Raw genomic sequence first — 16162 nt, 5'->3', positions numbered from 1 at the left:
GCGAGATTCGCACTGTTCCTTTTTTGTGTAATATGGATCGTTAACTCTGAAGTTGTTCCTGTGCGTATTGTGCGGCATAACGTCTTTGAACCTTGATAAGCCGAGACAATAGCAGGGTCGCACCGATGGCAAGACCGGTGATAAGACCAATCCAGTAGCCGAATGCTCCTAGATCTGTGTAAGTTGCAAGTACATAACCTGTAGGTAAGCCAATTACCCAATAGGCAATAAAACAAATGATAAAGGCTGGGTTAACATCCTTATATCCGCGAAGCGCACCTTGAGTAGGTGTAGCAATCGCATCTGAGATTTGAAAAAAGATTGCATAGATCAGGAAATGCTGAATTAACGAGATGACATCGGGTTCATCTGAATATAGACCAGCTACATGATTTCCGGCAAACAAGAGTAATAAAGCTGTGGCCAGTGAAAGGATTGCCGCCAGTCCGATACCCATTATGGCATATTGGCGTGCATCCTTTTGTCTGCCAGACCCGGTCTCGAAGCCGACGAGGATGGTAAGGCTGATGCAAATACTGAGCGGAATCATATAAAGTGTTGTTGCAAAATTGATTGCTGCCTGATGCGCGGCAATTGTTACGGTATCAAATCGGCTCATTAACAAGGTTACAGCGGAAAAGACAGCTGTTTCGAAAAAAATCGAGAAACCGATGGGTACTCCGATTTTGAGCAAATCTTTAATGCTGTTTAACGATATAAAATAGAACTTACGGAATAATCTGAGATTTACAAAGGCCTGAGAACGATATATGAACAGTAGAGCAACGGCAAATATAACCCAATAGGTAATAGCTGAAGCGACCCCAGCACCAACGCCCCCGAGACGAGGGAATCCGAAGTTCCCGAAGATGAGCAAATAGTTCAAACCTACATTTACAGGCAAAGCTATTAGTGTAATACACATGGATACGCGTGTTTGCCCTAAAGCGTCTATACAGCTACGAAGTACCGTATATCCAAACAGGGGGATAATTCCGAACGAAATAGCACTGAGAAAGCGGAAAGCAACATCTCTTACACCAGACTCCAAGTTCATAAAATTAAGAATAGGTGACAAGGCAAAGCTGCCAATTAGCAAGACGATGATCGAAACAATCAGTGACAGCCAAATACCTTGTGTGACTTGAAAGGCAACATCCTTATCCTTTTTGCTCCCGATGAGCTGTGAAACAATAGGTGTGATCCCCATAAGAATACCGCTGAGACCGGTTTGGATTGGAATCCAAAGACTAGTTCCTATCGCAACTCCTGCCAGATCGACGGTTCCGAATTTACCGGACATATTAGTATCAAAGAAGGTGATCGCGGATAAAGCAATTTGTGTAACAAGGATTGGGAATAAAATATGAAAAAATTGTCCTGCCTTTTGTTTTAAAGAGGTGGTCTGTATCATAATTATGTGCCTCATTCTTTATGGTTTTTCAAGGAATAGGTTAAATAGTTCAATAAGTTTCCGTTAAAAGACCCGGCAGACGCCGGGTCTTTAGCATACGTATATCAGATCAGCTATAAATAATAAGGGCTGTATTCATTGTTTTTCGTAATCAACATCGGCAGTATAGCGATTGTTGGCGTTCCATAGAAGGAACTCATCCACGTTCTCATCTTTTAAAGCGCGGATTTGATCTTCCACCTGTTTTTTACCATATTTCACATAATGACCACTTCCGAGCCAGCTTGCTGTAAAGTCTTGAATCCAAGGTCGAATAACGGGTTTATAGCTGCCCAGTGGATCAAGTTTCTTATGTGTATCAACCATGGAACCTTTGATTGTAGCGTAAGGATCTAAGTCGGGCTCTTTCACGCCAAACCATCCCGTTGAATAGTGGCTTGGATAAACCATTGGACTGATAACATCCACATTCTTGGATATTTTAACAAAGTCCTGGCCGATACCCTCAGCAGGGGCAGATGCGGCATATCCAAAAATATCTACGGACACACGGACACCAAGTGGAGCTAGCTCTGCTTTGGCATATTTAACAAAATTAGATACGATTTCTACGCGTGAGTCAGTGGTTTTAGTGTATTTAAGGGTATCAGCACGTTTTTCGAATCCTTCCGGAAAGCGAACATAGTCGAACTGAATTTCTTTGAAGCCGAGCTTAACAGCTTCCTTGGCGATATCCACATTGTATTTCCACACATCTTCATTATAAGGATTAACAAAGCTGTCGCCGCCCTTATTCTTCCATACAGTGCCGTCAGTATTAACAAAAGACATCTGCGGGTTCTTCTTGGCAAGAATAGAATCTTTAAAAACAACAATCCGGGCGATAGGATAAACATCATGTTTCTTCAAACGTTCCATTAACTTATTGATATCTCCAATAAAAGGCTGAGGGTTACCGAGCTTCTGGAGGTCGGCATTATCGGTCTTATACGTGATATAACCCGCATCGTCCTTAATGTCTATAACCATTGAGTTAAGTTCGGTTTGGTCAAGCAATGTAAGCAGCTTTTCCATTCGTTCCCCACCAGCACTGTAGGCGGTAACATAAATGCCTTTTACTTTGGGTGCGTCTGGTTGTGGATCGGTGTGTAACATACTTTCTGAGTTTGTTGCTTCAGGTGAAGCGCTTGGAGCTGGAGTTGCTACATTCGAATTGTTGTTTTGTTGTGCAATGATGGGGGGATTCATGGCGGACTTCAAAGCGATCGCCACTTCAGCGTCATGTTGGTTCTGTTGTACGCCTACGCTTCCCAAGGCCATCATCAGTAGAGCCCAGGTGATGTTCATTCGTTTTTCTCTCCCTTTATGTACTTTCCCCTAAATTATATAGGAACGGTTGCTCCCAAAAAGAACAGTGTTGTAACAATATTAGCTCAGATTGGGAATAAAAAACCGCCTTTGTTGTTTATAAACGAGATGTATGGATTCGAAACGGTATGAAAAAAGTAAATGCCGCCTTAAATCGGCAACAGGGCCGAACCCAAGGCGGCAACTATCAAGACTTCTCTTGCGGCTTGCTCATTGAAGATACGCAGAATTCTGATGTTCACAGATGCTGTAATGGATAATATCCATGGCATCTGCAGGTTCCAGAATACTTAGCCCGTCTCGCAGAACGATTACTGAATTTAATTCGTCCTGTTTGAGAAACGGCATCATATCAGGATACCACCTCATGACGATTGCTGACAGTTTTACCGTTTCCATTTCCACAAAAATCACCCTTTCCTTTTTCGATAGTTCTGAATAGATTCAGTGTTCATCGGAAAACGAAGTGCTTTGGAAAAAAGAGGGGTAAATCTCAATCTTTATGAAATTGTTAGGGTTCTGCGTGTGTATAATATATCATAATTCTGAGGTTGGTGCATTTTCCAATACTAGGAATTTTTATTTCCTCATTTTGTCTTTCCGGAAGGAACCCATAACACCAACTGTTTCAACAATATTTACAAAAGCTTGAGGATCTGTCGTGCGGATGATACGTTGCAGCTCTGCAAGTTCGTAGCGGGTTGTTACCGTCATTAGCATGTCCTTTTCAACGTGAGAATAAGCGCCTTCTGTTTTAATCTTTGTGACACCTCGTTGAAGGCCTATTAGATGTTGCAGTAATTCATCTGTACGGTTTGTTACAATATATACGGTTACCTTTAAGTGGCTGATATGAATCATATCCAACACTTTACCTGTTACATATATAGATACCATTGATGAAAGTGCTAAATTCCAGTTCTGGTCAAGATAAGCGGCCGCCAGGATAACAAGTCCATTTAAACTTACTACTACATTGCCGACCGGGAAATCTCGGTATTTAGTGATAATTGAACCCAAGATGTCAAAACCTCCGGAAGAACCTCCTGCACGGAAGGAGATACCACAGCCAATCCCAACGAGAACTCCGCCAAATACAGAGGACAGCAGCATATCTGTAGCTACCAGATACTCGGGAATCACCGTTAAGAACCAGGTTGTAAACACAACAGACAACATGCTCATAATAATAAATCTCCGGCCTAACTGGAACCAGCCTGCAGCCAACAGAGGAATATTAAAGAGCAAGTATAGAAGGCTTATGTTTAATGGGGTGAAATAACCCACTAACATGGAAAGCCCAGATACACCACCACTTAGTAAACGGTGTGGAATTAAAAATAGATTAAATCCACTGGCGATCAGTGCTGCCCCTAAAAAAACAACCAAACAATTCAAAATCTGTCTTAACAAGTAAATCCACCCTTATATATATATTTTAAAAAATAAAACATGAAAGCAATGAAAAGAAAGGAACCCACTGGTATTCTCACATGTGTTTGTGATATAATGTATAGGATATTCTTGAGTAGAACGTTACAATGGTATTTTTGCATTGCATCGGATGTAAAGCTACAGTTGCTCAGGTACAACAAGGTACCTGATGATTAGGGAGGCTTTTCGTCCCAAAAGCGCTATATCATGCAGAAAATAGAGCATGATTGGACAGCCTATAAATGTGTTTACCGCTACTTAAGAATACAGACAAGCATGTGGAATGTCCACTGTATAGAAGGAGCATGAATAATTTGAAAACATTCGCAGAATTTGGCTTGGAGCCAAAAGTGCTACAAGCAATCACAGAGTTAGGATTTGAGGAGGCAACACCGATACAGGAACAGTCGATCCCATTAGCATTGACTGGGTCGGATCTGATCGGTCAAGCTCAGACTGGTACAGGTAAGACTGCTGCTTTTGGTATCCCCCTCATTTCGAAGATTAACCGTGAAGACGAAAAAATCTTGGCCCTTATTATGGCACCAACACGTGAGTTGGCCATCCAAGTGTCAGAAGAAATTGGCAAACTAAGCCGTTTCAAAGGTCTTCGCTCGTTGGCGATTTATGGCGGACAGGATATTGGACGTCAAATCCGTGGATTGAAAAAGAAACCACAAATCATTATTGGTACACCTGGTCGTTTGCTCGATCACATCAACCGTAAAACGATCCGTTTGGATGATGTTCAAACCGTTGTATTGGATGAAGCAGATGAAATGCTGGATATGGGCTTTATGGAAGATATTCAGACTATCCTGAAGCTCGTTCCTGTAGAACGTCAAACCATGTTGTTCTCTGCTACAATGCCACCAAACATTCAACGCCTAGCTCAACAATTTCTTAACAACCCGCAACATGTCTCCGTTATTCCGAAACAAATCAGTGCCCCACTGATTGATCAAGCTTATGTGGAAGTGCCTGAGCGTCAAAAGTTTGAAGCTCTTAGTCGTTTGATTGATATGGAATCACCTGAATTAGCTATCGTATTCGGACGTACTAAGCGCCGGGTTGATGAGCTTGCTGAAGCTTTGCAAAAACGCGGATATTCTGCTGATGGATTGCATGGTGACTTGTCACAGAACCAACGTGATGCTGTAATGCGTAAATTCCGTGATGGCAGCATTGACGTGCTGGTAGCTACTGACGTAGCAGCACGTGGTCTGGACGTATCCGGCGTAACTCACGTAATTAACTTTGACTTGCCACAAGATCCTGAAAGCTATGTACACCGTATTGGTCGTACAGGACGCGCAGGTAAAGAAGGTACGGCTTGGTCATTCGTTACTCCACGCGAAATTGATCACCTGCATTTGATCGAACGTGTTACTCGTCACCGGATTACTCGTAAACCTTTGCCAACAATGGCTGAAGCTATTGAAGGTAAACAACGCGTTACTGCTGAGCGTTTGCTTGAAGTGGTAGAAAGTGGAGAGTTGAACGAGTACAAAGGAATTTCTATTCAATTGCTTGAGCAATATGATTCCGTACAATTGTTGTCCGCAGCTATGAAGCTTCTCACTGGCGACAAGAAGGATTCCGCAATTGAATTGACTCCTGAAGATCCAATTCGTGCTAAACGTCGTGGTGGCAAAAACGATATCCGCAGTGGCCGTAAACCTAATGGTGGTTATGGCGGAAACCGTGGTACTTCCGGTGGCAGCGGTAGCGGTGGCGGATACCGTGGTAACCGTGATAATAACGGTGGCGGTAGTCGTGGTGGCTATAGCAGCGGTGGCAGCAACTACGGTAGCGGCAGTGGCGGCTATGGCGGTGGCTATAAAGGCAACCGTGATGGCGCACCAGCTCGTGACGGTGGTGCAAACCGCAGCGCAGAGCGTAAACCATACACTCGTCCAAGCAGCACGAGCACTCGTCCTGCAAAACGTGAAGATTTCGATAATTAATACTTCGTCAAGATGCCAAAGAAGACGAGATGCCGCATTGCGGTTCTCGTCTTCTTTTTGCTGAAATATAAGGATGTTTGGTGAATTGTTATGTCCTTAGTAGGGCGCGAATTTGTTTTGTGTGATATTAGTATCCGAATGTACGAGTGATGATAACGAGCAAGATAAACAATACGAGGATCGTGCCTGTAGAAGTCCAACCGCCGAAGCCAACAGGTGTAGACATGAGATAACCTCCTTTAGAATGTGGGGATTTTGGTATTTCTTATGGTTACAATCCTAATATATGGACTATAAAGGCTTTACGTATAGACGATAGTCTATAATTCAGAAAGTTGGGCTATGGAAATGAGGAGGTCAAATGAGGTATAGTTAAGATATGTAGTATGTAAGAGACAGAGGAGGAAGGGAATTGGAGTTTAAAGGAGCAATGGGCGGCTTATACCGCGTGACAGAATGGATTTCACGTATCGCAGGCAGTAATATCTTATGGGCACTATGTTCCGCCCCGTTTTTGTTTTTTGGTGTTTTAAAGATGATTATGTTAGGGACAGGCGCAGGTGGAGCGAACGAGCAAATTACATTGAACTGGGCAATGGGGATTTTAGCGCCCTTTACGGTGTTTCCAGCTTCAGCCGCTTTATTTACCGTAGTGCGTAAATGGGTAATGGGGAATACGGATGTAGGAACTTTTCGTACATTTTTTCAGGGGTATAAAGAGAACTATGTAAAAAGTATGCTCGGAGGAGTTATCTATACATTGATGTTCGTTGTTATGTACGTTGATGTAACAGTTTACATGACACAAATGCCTAACTTCAGAATTGTTGGTATTTTGATGTTGGTGCTGATGATACTTTTGTCGGTATCCATGTTTAACTTCTTTTCCATTGTGGTTCATTACCAAATGGGCTTCAAGCAAGTGATGACCAATTCTATATTGCTGACTATAGCACGCCCAATTCGTGTGTTCTCTACATTGATTGCAGCCGCAGTTCTTGTTTATATCGGTCTTAGATATCCGGCTCTTTATTTCATTTGTATTCCAACGTTGATTGCAATGGCGGCCTTCTTTAACTTCTACGCTACTTATAATAAGCTACAGCTGCAAGTAGAAAAGAAGAAGCTGAAAGAGCAGGAAGAAGCAGAAGCAGCAGCATTGAACAATCGGAATGAATATGACGACGATGACGACGATGATGATGACTACGAGGATGAAATTGATGAAAAGGACACCAAACGCATTTAACAAAAAACTGGATTAGCGTTGGATATTTCCAGGTAATTAATTCCTGTGTAAAAATAAAGCGCATACAGGTTTACTTTTTCGTTAAAACGCAATATAATAATAACAAATCCTGCGATGTACGTTACGGTTACTCGTTGTTTTGAACCAATGATAATGTCTTGGGAGATCTACACGAAGCGCAGCTGAACCGCCCTGTCTATATGACTTGGGGAATTCAAAAACGTTTTCTGCGATCACCCACCTGCTCTAGCAGGTTCAGAAGACACTGTAGCCGGACGGCATAAGCGGGTTTTCTCTTGTTTAAGCCAAGGCGCCCTGTTTCCCGTGAATAATGGGAGCGGGCGCTTTTTTGTATGTCTGGAATAAAGGGAAAGTGAGTTATACCCTTTTGTTCCTGAGACAAGAGTGTTACACTTAGAATAATGAACTTGGGATTTGTAGAGGGGGAAGAATTTTGTCGTTAAAAAGAACCTTGGTTGGCTTATTCCGCAGTCATGATGGAACAAGCGACCGCGCCAAAGATCCGACATTAAAAACGCGTTATTACAATCTAACTAAAGACAAAGCATGGGAAGAAGTTTCATCGACTTTAAAGAAAGTTCCTGGATTTAAGGTGCTTCACGAAGTGGAGTCTGTAGGTGAGATTACTCTTGAGAAGAGAACGGCATTTGGCCGTACGCTGGACATTACGGTATCGGTGCTTAATACGACGCCTGTTCGTTGTGGTGTAGATATGTATTCTGCATCTAGAGGTTCACTTGGTGATCTCGGGGCGAATTACCGTGTGATTCAACGCTTGTATGCATCTTTGGACAAAAAATTAGGAAAATACAAAGCAGACTGATTTTTAGAGGCCCGTCAAACCCTTCTTGCTTAGGGATAGTATGAATGCGTTTACGTAAACGGTGAGCTGCTCAGTGTGTTATCGATAAATCTTTCTATTACAAAAAAAGCGGGAGAAGGATGGACCTTCTGCCGCTTTTTTAACAGAGATTATTAAGTATTGTTGTAATAACCACTACTGATTGGAGAATTAGAGCAGCTTCTTCACAGCAGCAATAGCATCTTCATAGTTAGGGTGCTCGGTCATTTCACTCAAATATTCAACATATACGATCTTGTCGTTCTTATCCAGAACAAAAATGGAGCGCATATCTAAGCGGAATTCTTTAATCAGCACACCATAGGCTTGTCCGAATGAGGTTGCTTTGTGATCGGATAGAGTAATAACTCGATCGATGCCGGCAGCACCGCACCAGCGAGCTTGGGCAAACGGCAGGTCCGTGCTTACAGTGAGAATTACCACATCGTCACCAAGCTCTGCGGCTTCACTGTTGAACCGGCGGGTCTGTGCGTCACATACCCCGGTATCAAGAGAAGGGACAACACTGATCAGCTTGATTTTACCGGCATAATCACTTAGAGACACGTCTTCCAGGAGATTTTTGCTCAGAACAAAATCGGGTGCAGGATCACCAGTTGTTAGCTTAGGTCCTACGAGAGTGATGGGGTTGCCTTTAAAAGTAGCTACGCCTGTTTTTTCTTGCGTCATATCCTTGTTTTCCTCCTCGAATTATAATATTGGATTCTTACTGCCACAATAAATTATAATCTTAATAGCAGGAAGATGTCCAACCGGACAAGATATATATGTAAAGGGATGGGTGTTATGATATTTATTCGGTACGAAAATTGGAAAAGTTATGTCCGGTATTATCCGGTAACCTGTCTGCTCATATTGGCCAATGTGATCATGTTTATCCTTATGGCAGTTAACGGAGGATCAACAAATATTCAAACGCTTGTTGATTTTGGTGCTATAGTTGATGTGAGTCCGTACAAAGAGGAACTGTGGCGCTATCTAGCCGCTATTTTTTTACATAATGGGTTTTCCCATCTGTTCTTTAATTGCTTCGCTCTCCTGGTGTTTGCACCGCCTCTGGAGCGATTGCTGGGCTGGTGGCGTTATGCGCTGCTCTATCTGGCGGGCGGATTTCTGGCAAATGTGCTTACAATTGCGATTAGTGCTCGCTCAGTAGTAGAGTTTGGTACGGTCTCGGTTGGTGCTTCTGGAGCAATCTACGCCATTTATGGTGCATTTTTATACATTGCAGTTATTCAACGGGCCATGATGGATGAGGGCTCGCGTAAAACTTTATATGGATTGTTAATAATCGGGATCATTATGTCGTTTGCTACACCAAATGTGAATTGGGTTGCGCATCTCGGAGGTTTGGTTTCTGGCTTTTTCGTATATGGGCTAATTATTCGTATATTCAAAAAAAGCCTAAGACAGGGGCGATGATGGAGTGGAGCTAAGACAGCTGCAATATTTTTTAAAGGTAGCTCAAAAAGAACACGTAACAAGAGCGGCAGAAGAGCTTCATGTAGCGCAGTCTGCGGTAAGCCGTCAGATTCATCAGCTGGAGCAAGAGCTTGGGGTTGATCTATTCATGCAAAAAGGGCGCAATCTGCAGCTTACGCCTGTTGGACAGCTCTTTTGCAAGAAGGTTGAGAGTATCCTTAAAGAGTTGGAGCATTCGGTAAATGAGGTGCATGAATTTCTGGATCCTGAGCGTGGAGAGATTCGGATCGGATTCCCGCATAGTCTTGGCACACATCTCATCCCGACTATCGTTGCAGATTTTCGTAAATATTATCCTCATGTCAAATTTCGTTTTAAACAAGGATCTTACCCTTCTTTGATAAAAGACGTATTGTCTGGAGAAGTGGATTTAACTTTCATTTCGCCTTTTCCGGAGAATGATGAGCATGTCTCGGGGGATATTGTAATGACTGAAGAGTTGTTTGCGATTCTTCCTCAGAATCACAGGTTGGCAGGAGAGTCTGAGATCCGGTTGGAACAGCTGCAAAAAGAGAAGTTTGTTCTATTCAGCCAAGGCTATTCGTTAAGACCTATCGTTTGGCAAGCTTGCTTGCAGGCGGGATTTCAACCGCAGATTGCATTTGAAGGCGGAGAGACCGATACCATTCGTGGTTTGGTGGCCGCAGGGATGGGTGTAAGCCTGCTTCCGGAGATGGCGTTCTATCAGACGAATCCTCTTCAACCAGCTCAGGTGAGGGTTGTGGAGCCTGCGGTGACGAGAACGGTTGGCTTGATCTACCGTACAGATAGTAAATTGCCGCTGGTGGCACGTTCCTTTCGGACTTTTTTAATCTCCTACTTTAAAGCTAGACAAAATAATACCCCGGTCGGCTCTTAGCCTTCCGGGGTTTTTGTTGTTTAGAGGTATGCGATATTAGTCGCGGTTGCCTAAAAAGACGGTGATTAAGCGAAGCAGTTCAAGCAAGGATACTAGAGCAGCGGCAACATAAGTTAATGCAGCGGCGTTGAGAACCTTTGCTATTCCGCGTTCTTCTTCGTTACGGATGAAACCTTGTTCTACCATGACCTGACGAGCCCGGTTACTGGCGTTGAATTCTACAGGCAGGGTTACGAGCTGGAATGCAACAGCAGCTGAGAAGAAAATGATACCCAAGCCTATAAGATTAAAGTAACCGAAGATGAAACCTGCCATCAGCATGAAAGGCGCGACACCTGATGCGAAATTAACTACCGGGAACATCCGGTGACGAAGTGTCAACATAGGGTAACTTACTTTATGCTGAATCGCGTGGCCTACTTCGTGACAAGCGACGGAGATTGCAGAGATGGAGCTTTCATAATACACAGGCTCTGATAAGCGTACAACCCTGTGGATGGGGTCATAATGGTCTGAAAGTGTGCCTCTTACAGGTTCAATCGGAACATCGTGTAAGCCATTGGCGTCGAGCATACGTCTAGCTGCTTCATATCCAGTCAGGCCGTTCGAATTAGCTACCTTCGACCATTTGCTGAAGGTTCCTTTAACTCTAAACTGTGCCCACAATGAGAAAAGAAAGGCAATAATTACTAACAGGTACATAAACATAGGTGCATTCCTCCACTGTATTGTAAATATGGTATTTACATTGGCGGTCCTTGCGTAAGCAATAGCCGGATCGCTTCCATGCAGGCTAATCCCTGAGGGAGCAGATTTGAAAGTACGCGACTGGCCTGTCCTGGCTTCAAACCACTTATAAGAGGTTCAAGGGCTTTTACTTCCCGTTCTAGCCGCTGCATTTGCTGCTCTAACTCGACTAATTTATCAGAGACGTCGGTTTCTGGTGTTGCCTCATTCCATTTGCCTAGCATAGATTTGATTTCTTCCAATGAATACTTGTCATGCTTTAATTGAGTAATACGTTCTAAAGCAGCCAAGGTTTCATGGCTGTATAGCCGATAATTTTTGGTGCTTCTAGATTCCGGGGAGATTAATCCCAGTTTCGTGTAATAATCAATAGTTCGTTCACTAATGTGAGCAGCCTTAGCTAATTCTCCAATTCGATACAAAATCATATCCCCATTTAATCTCGCCTCACTAATTGAATACGACTGCCGATAAGTGGCGGTCATCTTCTAAATTGATGGTTTCTTATGCTATCTGTAATGATAACAAACTGGAAACCATACAGTCAAACGTCATACTTTCATAAAGTATATGCAGTAAAGAAGGGTTAATTCATGAACGGTGATCTGTAGTTTCTATACAATACACTCAAACTCAAAGGGATATCAAATTTGAAGAATGATTGGGGATGAAAACTATAAGTTACCCCAATACATAACATTAAATGTTATGTATTTTGTAATTTTGGTAAAAGATGCGTTCAATAATTAGGTAATATAATTGAGATTGTACACGTAGTTATTTTAATGAAAATGCAGCTAGAATCAGGCCTTTAGGACCTCCAGTCCATTAGTACTGTGAAAATTTCGTGTGCTCAAATAAAATAAAATAAAAACATTCCCAAAATAGTCTTGTCAATTTACCTGACTTCTGATTATAATGACATTAAGAGTTTCACGCTTTGTTAGAAAATATAACATTGGGGAGTGGGGTAAAAATGAAAAAGAAATGGTTGATGATGTTACTGGCCATGATTACACTGATGATTTATCCGGTAAGTGCTTTTGCAGCGGATGGTCCGACGAACGTTGACTTACAAGTCGGATTGGACACAGCGTTTACCTTCCTGGCATTCATTTTAGTATTCTTTATGCAAGCAGGGTTTGCAATGCTCGAAGCGGGTTCGGTTCGGATGAAGAATGCAGGGCACGTAGCAGGTAAGACAGTACTTACCCTGGCTATCGCAAGTCTTTGCTTCTGGGCTATCGGCTTTGGACTTGGTTTCGGTAACGGCAATGGCTTCTTCGGTACTACAGGCTTCTTGTACGGAGGAGATTCAACCGCAGCTTCTTTTGAATCACTTGCATTTTCTGATGTTACTTTAAATGTTAAATTCTTATTCCAAATGGCCTTTGCAGCAGTTTCCTTGGCTATCGTATCTGGTGGTATGGCAGAACGTGCGAAGCTAAGCGTGTATATCATTTTCGGAATTTTGTTCTCCGTCGTAATTTATCCAGTTGTAGCTCACTGGGTATGGGGCGGTGGCTGGTTGGCTGAGCTGGGAATGCAAGATTATGCAGGTTCCACAGTTGTCCATCTTACAGGTGCAACGGCAGCAGTGGTAGCAACCATACTGCTTAAGCCTCGGCTTGGTAAGTTTAATAAAGAAGGAAAACCAGTGATTATTCCAGGTCATAACCAAGTATTTACTGTACTCGGTGTTATTATCCTCTGGTTTGGTTGGTTCGGATTCAATCCAGGTAGTGCTTTGTCCCCAATGGGCGGTTTCTTCGGTCACGTAGCCCTAACAACGAACATTGCAGCAGCAGCAGGTGGTTTGGCAGCTCTAATTGCATCTTGGTTGTATTTTGGTAAATCTGATATTCCAGCGATGCTGAATGGTGTTCTAGCTGCATTGGTTGCAATCACAGGAGCATGTGCTTTCGTTGATCCATGGGCAGCAATCATTATTGGCTTTGTAGCCGGTGCTTTTACATTCATGACTTCCCAATGGCTGGAACGTGCAGGGCTTGATGATCCAATCTATGCTTTCTCGGTGCATGGTATTGCGGGGATGTGGGGTGCAGTTTCAACGGGTCTGTTCGCTGTACCTGAGCTTATTACTAAAGGCGGCTTGGTAGGTGAAGCTGGGTTGTTCTACGGTGGCGGTTTCCATCAACTAGGGGTTCAAGTGCTTGGTGTGGTTGGAACATTTGTTTTCGTAGCCGTTCTTTCTTTCATCATCTTGTATGTAATGAAGGTAACTATCGGACTTCGTGTTACAGAAGAAGAAGAATTGATGGGTCTGGATATCAGTGAGCATGGTACTTACGGATACCCTGAACAAATGAAATTGATCGCAGATTCGGAATCCAAAACCCTTAAACAATAATATTTCACCTCGGACAGGGAGGCGGACCGTGTGGCATCGATGGAGTTAACAGATGAGTATAATGAAGAAAGCTTTAGGACCATCGTATTGGCCGGTTCGTCAGAGGAGCTTAGGGAGAGGCGTGTTGCCTGTCAAAAAGTACTTCTCGAACAGTTGAATGTTATTCCTATAGAGGAATGGATGTTCCGTGTGAATACTATGCATGATCTTATTGCCCAAACCGCAGTACTCATATGTGAGGCGCAGATGAAAGAGGCGGGCTATGGCCCGCCTCCCTGTGCTTATTCCTTTATTGTGTTTGGCAGCAGTGGGAGACAGGAGGCAACGCTTTGGAGCGATCAGGATAATGGCCTGATAGTCGAAGGAGAGCCTGATGGGGAAAAAAATCGCTATTTCGAATTTTTCGGAACTTTGTTATCCGATATGCTTGAAGAAGTAGGGTATGAGAAATGTGCGGGGAAGGTGATGTGCTCCCAAGTTATGTGGCGTAAGACATTATCTGAATGGATAGAGCAGCTTGATAGCTGGAGAAATCAGTTGGAATGGGAGCCGATCCGGTATCTTATTATCTCTTCTGATATGCGTCATGTGGCAGGAAGCGTGGAGTTATCAGCGAAGTGGCAAGAAGCTTTCTATGAAGGCTTTGCGGACAATGAGCAGCTGTCTAATGCTGTTCTTCGCAATACAGTACGCCATAAAGCGACTTTGAATTTACTGGGACAGGTGTTAACAGAGCGGTTTGGTGATTATGCAGGCGGATTTGATGTTAAGTATGGGGTCTATATTCCGTTAGTGAACATTGTTAGACGGTTGTCCTTACTACATGGCATTAGAGCTGGCTCGACATTAGAGCGGATTGAAGCGCTTGATAGGCTTGGGAAATATCAACATTTAGAGGATATTCGCAGAGCTTTCTTATTAGCAATGCGGTTGCGAGTGAACACGCCATATAGTGTTCAGGATGGATTGTTAATCAGCAGTGATTATGTAGCTGAGAGTGAATTGAAGAATAAGCAGCTGCTGTCTGAGCTGCGTGAAAGCCTGCTGCTTGTCAGACGCCTTCACCGGGCGCTGCAGCGTCAGCTCCGCTCAGCGGAAAGGTGGCGGTCATGAGGGAGCCGAACAAAAGCGGAGGATTCTGGAGTAATCTAAGACAAGGTGGAATGCCCTCGGCTATCGCTTCGATGAGAGGTGGGGAAACTGCGCAACAGACTGCGCAGCAAATGGCCTTTATTCGATCTTTGATGCGAGAGAAGCGGCGTCCTGAGGTCCTGCATACCCCATTGTCTGAGCTAGAGACAGTGATATTTGATTTAGAGACGACAGGCTTTTCCCATCAGCATGGGGATGAGATTATGTCTTTTGGAGCCGTCAAGGTTGTTGGAGAGCAGATTAAAGAAGAAGAATGCTTTTATACACTGGTGAACTGTCAGACGGCTATTCCGGAGGATATTACAAGGCTGACTGGGATTACGGAAGAAATGACACAATCCGCTCCCTCCTTAATGGATGGTCTTCATAATTTTATGTCCTTTGTAGGTCAGAATGTGCTGGTGGCACATGCAAGCTCACATGATAAGGCTTTTCTTAATGCTGCTTTATGGAAAACCTCTAAAGTTCAGCTTACACACCGTGTGCTGGACACGATGATGTTAGCGCGTTGGCTTGAGCCACAACGAAGTAATTATTCGCTGGATGAGCTGCTATATGTGCACGAAATTCCGATTCATGGCCGTCATCATGCCTTGGAAGACGCAAAGATGACAGCGCAGCTGTGGGTGATCTACCTTCGGGAAATTTCGGAGCGCGGCCAAGTGGATACCTTGGGAGATCTCTATGCTTATTTAAGTAGAACGTGAAGCGGGGCTTGGGATAAACCGCGGGACAAATTACCGTGGTCATCAGGCAAACGCTCAATATAAAATCCGTTCAGAATTGGATTGCCGCTGTCTTTGGTGTTGGGAGAACCTATAAGATAGAGGGCAAACTCAGGTCCTAGTGCTGTTAATCCTTTATAATCGGCAACTGAAGGGATAGGTGCTGAATGTGGGTGGGAATGAAATAGACCGATGATTGTCGGTTCGTTGTAAAGAACATTAATCCACTCTTCGGGGTGGGGAGTGAAGGTGTGCAGCGGGTCTGGCGCTACGTTGCGCAAGGGTACGTAAGTATCAATGAGCATGCCACCCGCTGCGGCAGCACCCAGCAGGATTCCGCATGCTTCATGCGGATAACAGGATAGCAGGTGCTTCCCCAGTGCTTGCTGTACGGAATATTTCAGTCTTATTGGCTGGACATTTCCCTGGAATGCTGCCATTTGTTCACCCCTCTCTCTTCTTTAGGGTTTCGTCGCAGACGAAACCCTCTTTTTTATTATAAAAGTATATA

The 16162-nt window shown here is 43.7% G+C and carries 17 protein-coding genes and 1 other RNA gene; 9 read left to right on the top strand and 9 right to left on the bottom strand.

Translation table 11 applies throughout. From position 1 onward, the window contains the following. Positions 1-40: 40 nt before the first annotated feature. The 4 genes from NST45_RS16900 to NST45_RS16885 form a co-directional block, all read right to left on the bottom strand. On the bottom strand, positions 41-1414 hold the full coding sequence (locus NST45_RS16900) for an MATE family efflux transporter (protein ID WP_038569819.1): 1374 nt from the start codon (positions 1412-1414) through the stop codon (positions 41-43). A gap of 135 nt (positions 1415-1549) precedes the next feature. Beyond that, positions 1550-2761 carry a putative glycoside hydrolase gene (locus NST45_RS16895; RefSeq protein ID WP_076098402.1) on the bottom strand — a complete coding sequence of 404 codons (1212 nt, stop codon included), beginning with the start codon at positions 2759-2761 and terminating at the stop codon, positions 1550-1552. Positions 2762-2992: 231 nt separating this feature from the next. Further along, complete coding sequence (locus NST45_RS16890) at positions 2993-3181, bottom strand: hypothetical protein (protein ID WP_036689649.1); 189 nt, start codon at positions 3179-3181, stop codon at positions 2993-2995. Positions 3182-3361: 180 nt separating this feature from the next. Beyond that, positions 3362-4195, bottom strand: coding sequence for a YitT family protein (locus tag NST45_RS16885; protein WP_076140920.1), 834 nt, complete (start codon positions 4193-4195; stop codon positions 3362-3364). 335 nt (positions 4196-4530) lie between these two features. Between NST45_RS16885 and NST45_RS16880 the strand changes: the two genes are divergently transcribed. Then, positions 4531-6183 (top strand): DEAD/DEAH box helicase, encoded by a 1653-nt coding sequence (locus NST45_RS16880; protein ID WP_036689288.1) that lies wholly within the window; start codon positions 4531-4533, stop codon positions 6181-6183. 127 nt (positions 6184-6310) lie between these two features. Here the strand turns inward: NST45_RS16880 and NST45_RS16875 are convergent, their stop codons facing one another. After that, positions 6311-6409 (bottom strand): hypothetical protein, encoded by a 99-nt coding sequence (locus NST45_RS16875; RefSeq protein WP_036689290.1) that lies wholly within the window; start codon positions 6407-6409, stop codon positions 6311-6313. 186 nt (positions 6410-6595) lie between these two features. On the opposite strand from NST45_RS16875, the gene NST45_RS16870 reads away from it, so the two are divergent. The 3 genes from NST45_RS16870 to NST45_RS16860 all read left to right on the top strand — a co-directional run bounded on the left by NST45_RS16870 (position 6596) and on the right by NST45_RS16860 (position 8276). Next, positions 6596-7432, top strand: coding sequence for a DUF624 domain-containing protein (locus tag NST45_RS16870; protein WP_036689293.1), 837 nt, complete (start codon positions 6596-6598; stop codon positions 7430-7432). Positions 7433-7535: 103 nt separating this feature from the next. Then, positions 7536-7727: non-coding RNA, 6S RNA (gene ssrS, locus NST45_RS16865), on the top strand. 159 nt (positions 7728-7886) lie between these two features. After that, a complete protein-coding gene (locus tag NST45_RS16860; protein WP_036689295.1) occupies positions 7887-8276 on the top strand; it encodes a DUF1499 domain-containing protein in 390 nt (129 codons plus the stop codon). 189 nt (positions 8277-8465) lie between these two features. Here NST45_RS16860 and tpx read toward each other — a convergent pair whose 3' ends face one another. Continuing rightward, positions 8466-8984, bottom strand: a complete 519-nt coding sequence (tpx, locus tag NST45_RS16855; protein WP_038569826.1) for a thiol peroxidase — start codon at positions 8982-8984, stop codon at positions 8466-8468. 117 nt (positions 8985-9101) lie between these two features. Between tpx and NST45_RS16850 the strand changes: the two genes are divergently transcribed. Further along, positions 9102-9737, top strand: coding sequence for a rhomboid family intramembrane serine protease (locus tag NST45_RS16850; RefSeq protein ID WP_038574339.1), 636 nt, complete (start codon positions 9102-9104; stop codon positions 9735-9737). Between the two features lie 4 nt (positions 9738-9741). Further along, the gene (locus NST45_RS16845) at positions 9742-10656 is read left to right on the top strand and encodes a LysR family transcriptional regulator (RefSeq protein ID WP_036689300.1); all 915 of its coding nucleotides are present in this window, start codon (positions 9742-9744) and stop codon (positions 10654-10656) included. Positions 10657-10692: 36 nt separating this feature from the next. On the opposite strand, the gene NST45_RS16840 is transcribed toward NST45_RS16845, so the two are convergent. Together NST45_RS16840 and NST45_RS16835 are read right to left on the bottom strand one after the other, a co-directional pair. Then, positions 10693-11364 carry a zinc metallopeptidase gene (locus NST45_RS16840; protein WP_339823257.1) on the bottom strand — a complete coding sequence of 224 codons (672 nt, stop codon included), beginning with the start codon at positions 11362-11364 and terminating at the stop codon, positions 10693-10695. A 35-nt stretch (positions 11365-11399) separates the two neighbouring features. Next, complete coding sequence (locus NST45_RS16835) at positions 11400-11831, bottom strand: MerR family transcriptional regulator (protein WP_036689305.1); 432 nt, start codon at positions 11829-11831, stop codon at positions 11400-11402. Positions 11832-12379: 548 nt separating this feature from the next. On the opposite strand from NST45_RS16835, the gene NST45_RS16830 reads away from it, so the two are divergent. From NST45_RS16830 to NST45_RS16820, 3 genes are read left to right on the top strand one after another with little or no spacing between them, the layout of a single operon-like run. Next, positions 12380-13774 (top strand): ammonium transporter, encoded by a 1395-nt coding sequence (locus NST45_RS16830; RefSeq protein ID WP_036689307.1) that lies wholly within the window; start codon positions 12380-12382, stop codon positions 13772-13774. A gap of 39 nt (positions 13775-13813) precedes the next feature. Then, complete coding sequence (locus NST45_RS16825; protein ID WP_076107547.1) at positions 13814-14887, top strand: DUF294 nucleotidyltransferase-like domain-containing protein; 1074 nt, start codon at positions 13814-13816, stop codon at positions 14885-14887. Further along, entirely contained in the window at positions 14884-15633 is a 750-nt protein-coding gene (locus tag NST45_RS16820; RefSeq protein ID WP_038569828.1) for an exonuclease domain-containing protein, read from the top strand. Before NST45_RS16825 ends, NST45_RS16820 begins: the two co-directional genes overlap by 4 nt. On the opposite strand, the gene NST45_RS16815 is transcribed toward NST45_RS16820, so the two are convergent. Next, positions 15615-16091, bottom strand: a complete 477-nt coding sequence (locus NST45_RS16815; RefSeq protein ID WP_076140922.1) for a M67 family metallopeptidase — start codon at positions 16089-16091, stop codon at positions 15615-15617. The two genes, NST45_RS16820 and NST45_RS16815, sit on opposite strands and share 19 nt — an antisense overlap. Positions 16092-16162: the final 71 nt, after the last annotated feature.

Origin of the sequence: Paenibacillus sp. FSL R7-0163, assembly GCF_037969975.1 — a bacterium.
GTDB lineage: Bacteria > Bacillota > Bacilli > Paenibacillales > Paenibacillaceae > Paenibacillus_AQ > Paenibacillus_AQ odorifer.
The sequence above is the reverse complement of the archived record's forward strand: the minus strand, read 5'-3'. Positions and strand labels throughout refer to the sequence as shown.

What these genes read in the sequence shown, in the direction of transcription:
- NST45_RS16900 (WP_038569819.1), bottom strand. Translation starts at nt 1,414, where the DNA reads ATGATACAGACCACCTCTTTAAAACAAAAGGCAGGACAATTTTTTCAT.
- NST45_RS16895 (WP_076098402.1), bottom strand. Translation starts at nt 2,761, where the DNA reads ATGAACATCACCTGGGCTCTACTGATGATGGCCTTGGGAAGCGTAGGC.
- NST45_RS16890 (WP_036689649.1), bottom strand. Translation starts at nt 3,181, where the DNA reads ATGGAAACGGTAAAACTGTCAGCAATCGTCATGAGGTGGTATCCTGAT.
- NST45_RS16875 (WP_036689290.1), bottom strand. Translation starts at nt 6,409, where the DNA reads ATGTCTACACCTGTTGGCTTCGGCGGTTGGACTTCTACAGGCACGATC.
- tpx (WP_038569826.1), bottom strand. Translation starts at nt 8,984, where the DNA reads ATGACGCAAGAAAAAACAGGCGTAGCTACTTTTAAAGGCAACCCCATC.
- NST45_RS16850 (WP_038574339.1), top strand. Translation starts at nt 9,102, where the DNA reads ATGATATTTATTCGGTACGAAAATTGGAAAAGTTATGTCCGGTATTAT.
- NST45_RS16840 (WP_339823257.1), bottom strand. Translation starts at nt 11,364, where the DNA reads ATGTTTATGTACCTGTTAGTAATTATTGCCTTTCTTTTCTCATTGTGG.
- NST45_RS16835 (WP_036689305.1), bottom strand. Translation starts at nt 11,831, where the DNA reads ATGATTTTGTATCGAATTGGAGAATTAGCTAAGGCTGCTCACATTAGT.
- NST45_RS16830 (WP_036689307.1), top strand. Translation starts at nt 12,380, where the DNA reads ATGAAAAAGAAATGGTTGATGATGTTACTGGCCATGATTACACTGATG.
- NST45_RS16825 (WP_076107547.1), top strand. Translation starts at nt 13,814, where the DNA reads ATGGAGTTAACAGATGAGTATAATGAAGAAAGCTTTAGGACCATCGTA.
- NST45_RS16820 (WP_038569828.1), top strand. Translation starts at nt 14,884, where the DNA reads ATGAGGGAGCCGAACAAAAGCGGAGGATTCTGGAGTAATCTAAGACAA.
- NST45_RS16815 (WP_076140922.1), bottom strand. Translation starts at nt 16,091, where the DNA reads ATGGCAGCATTCCAGGGAAATGTCCAGCCAATAAGACTGAAATATTCC.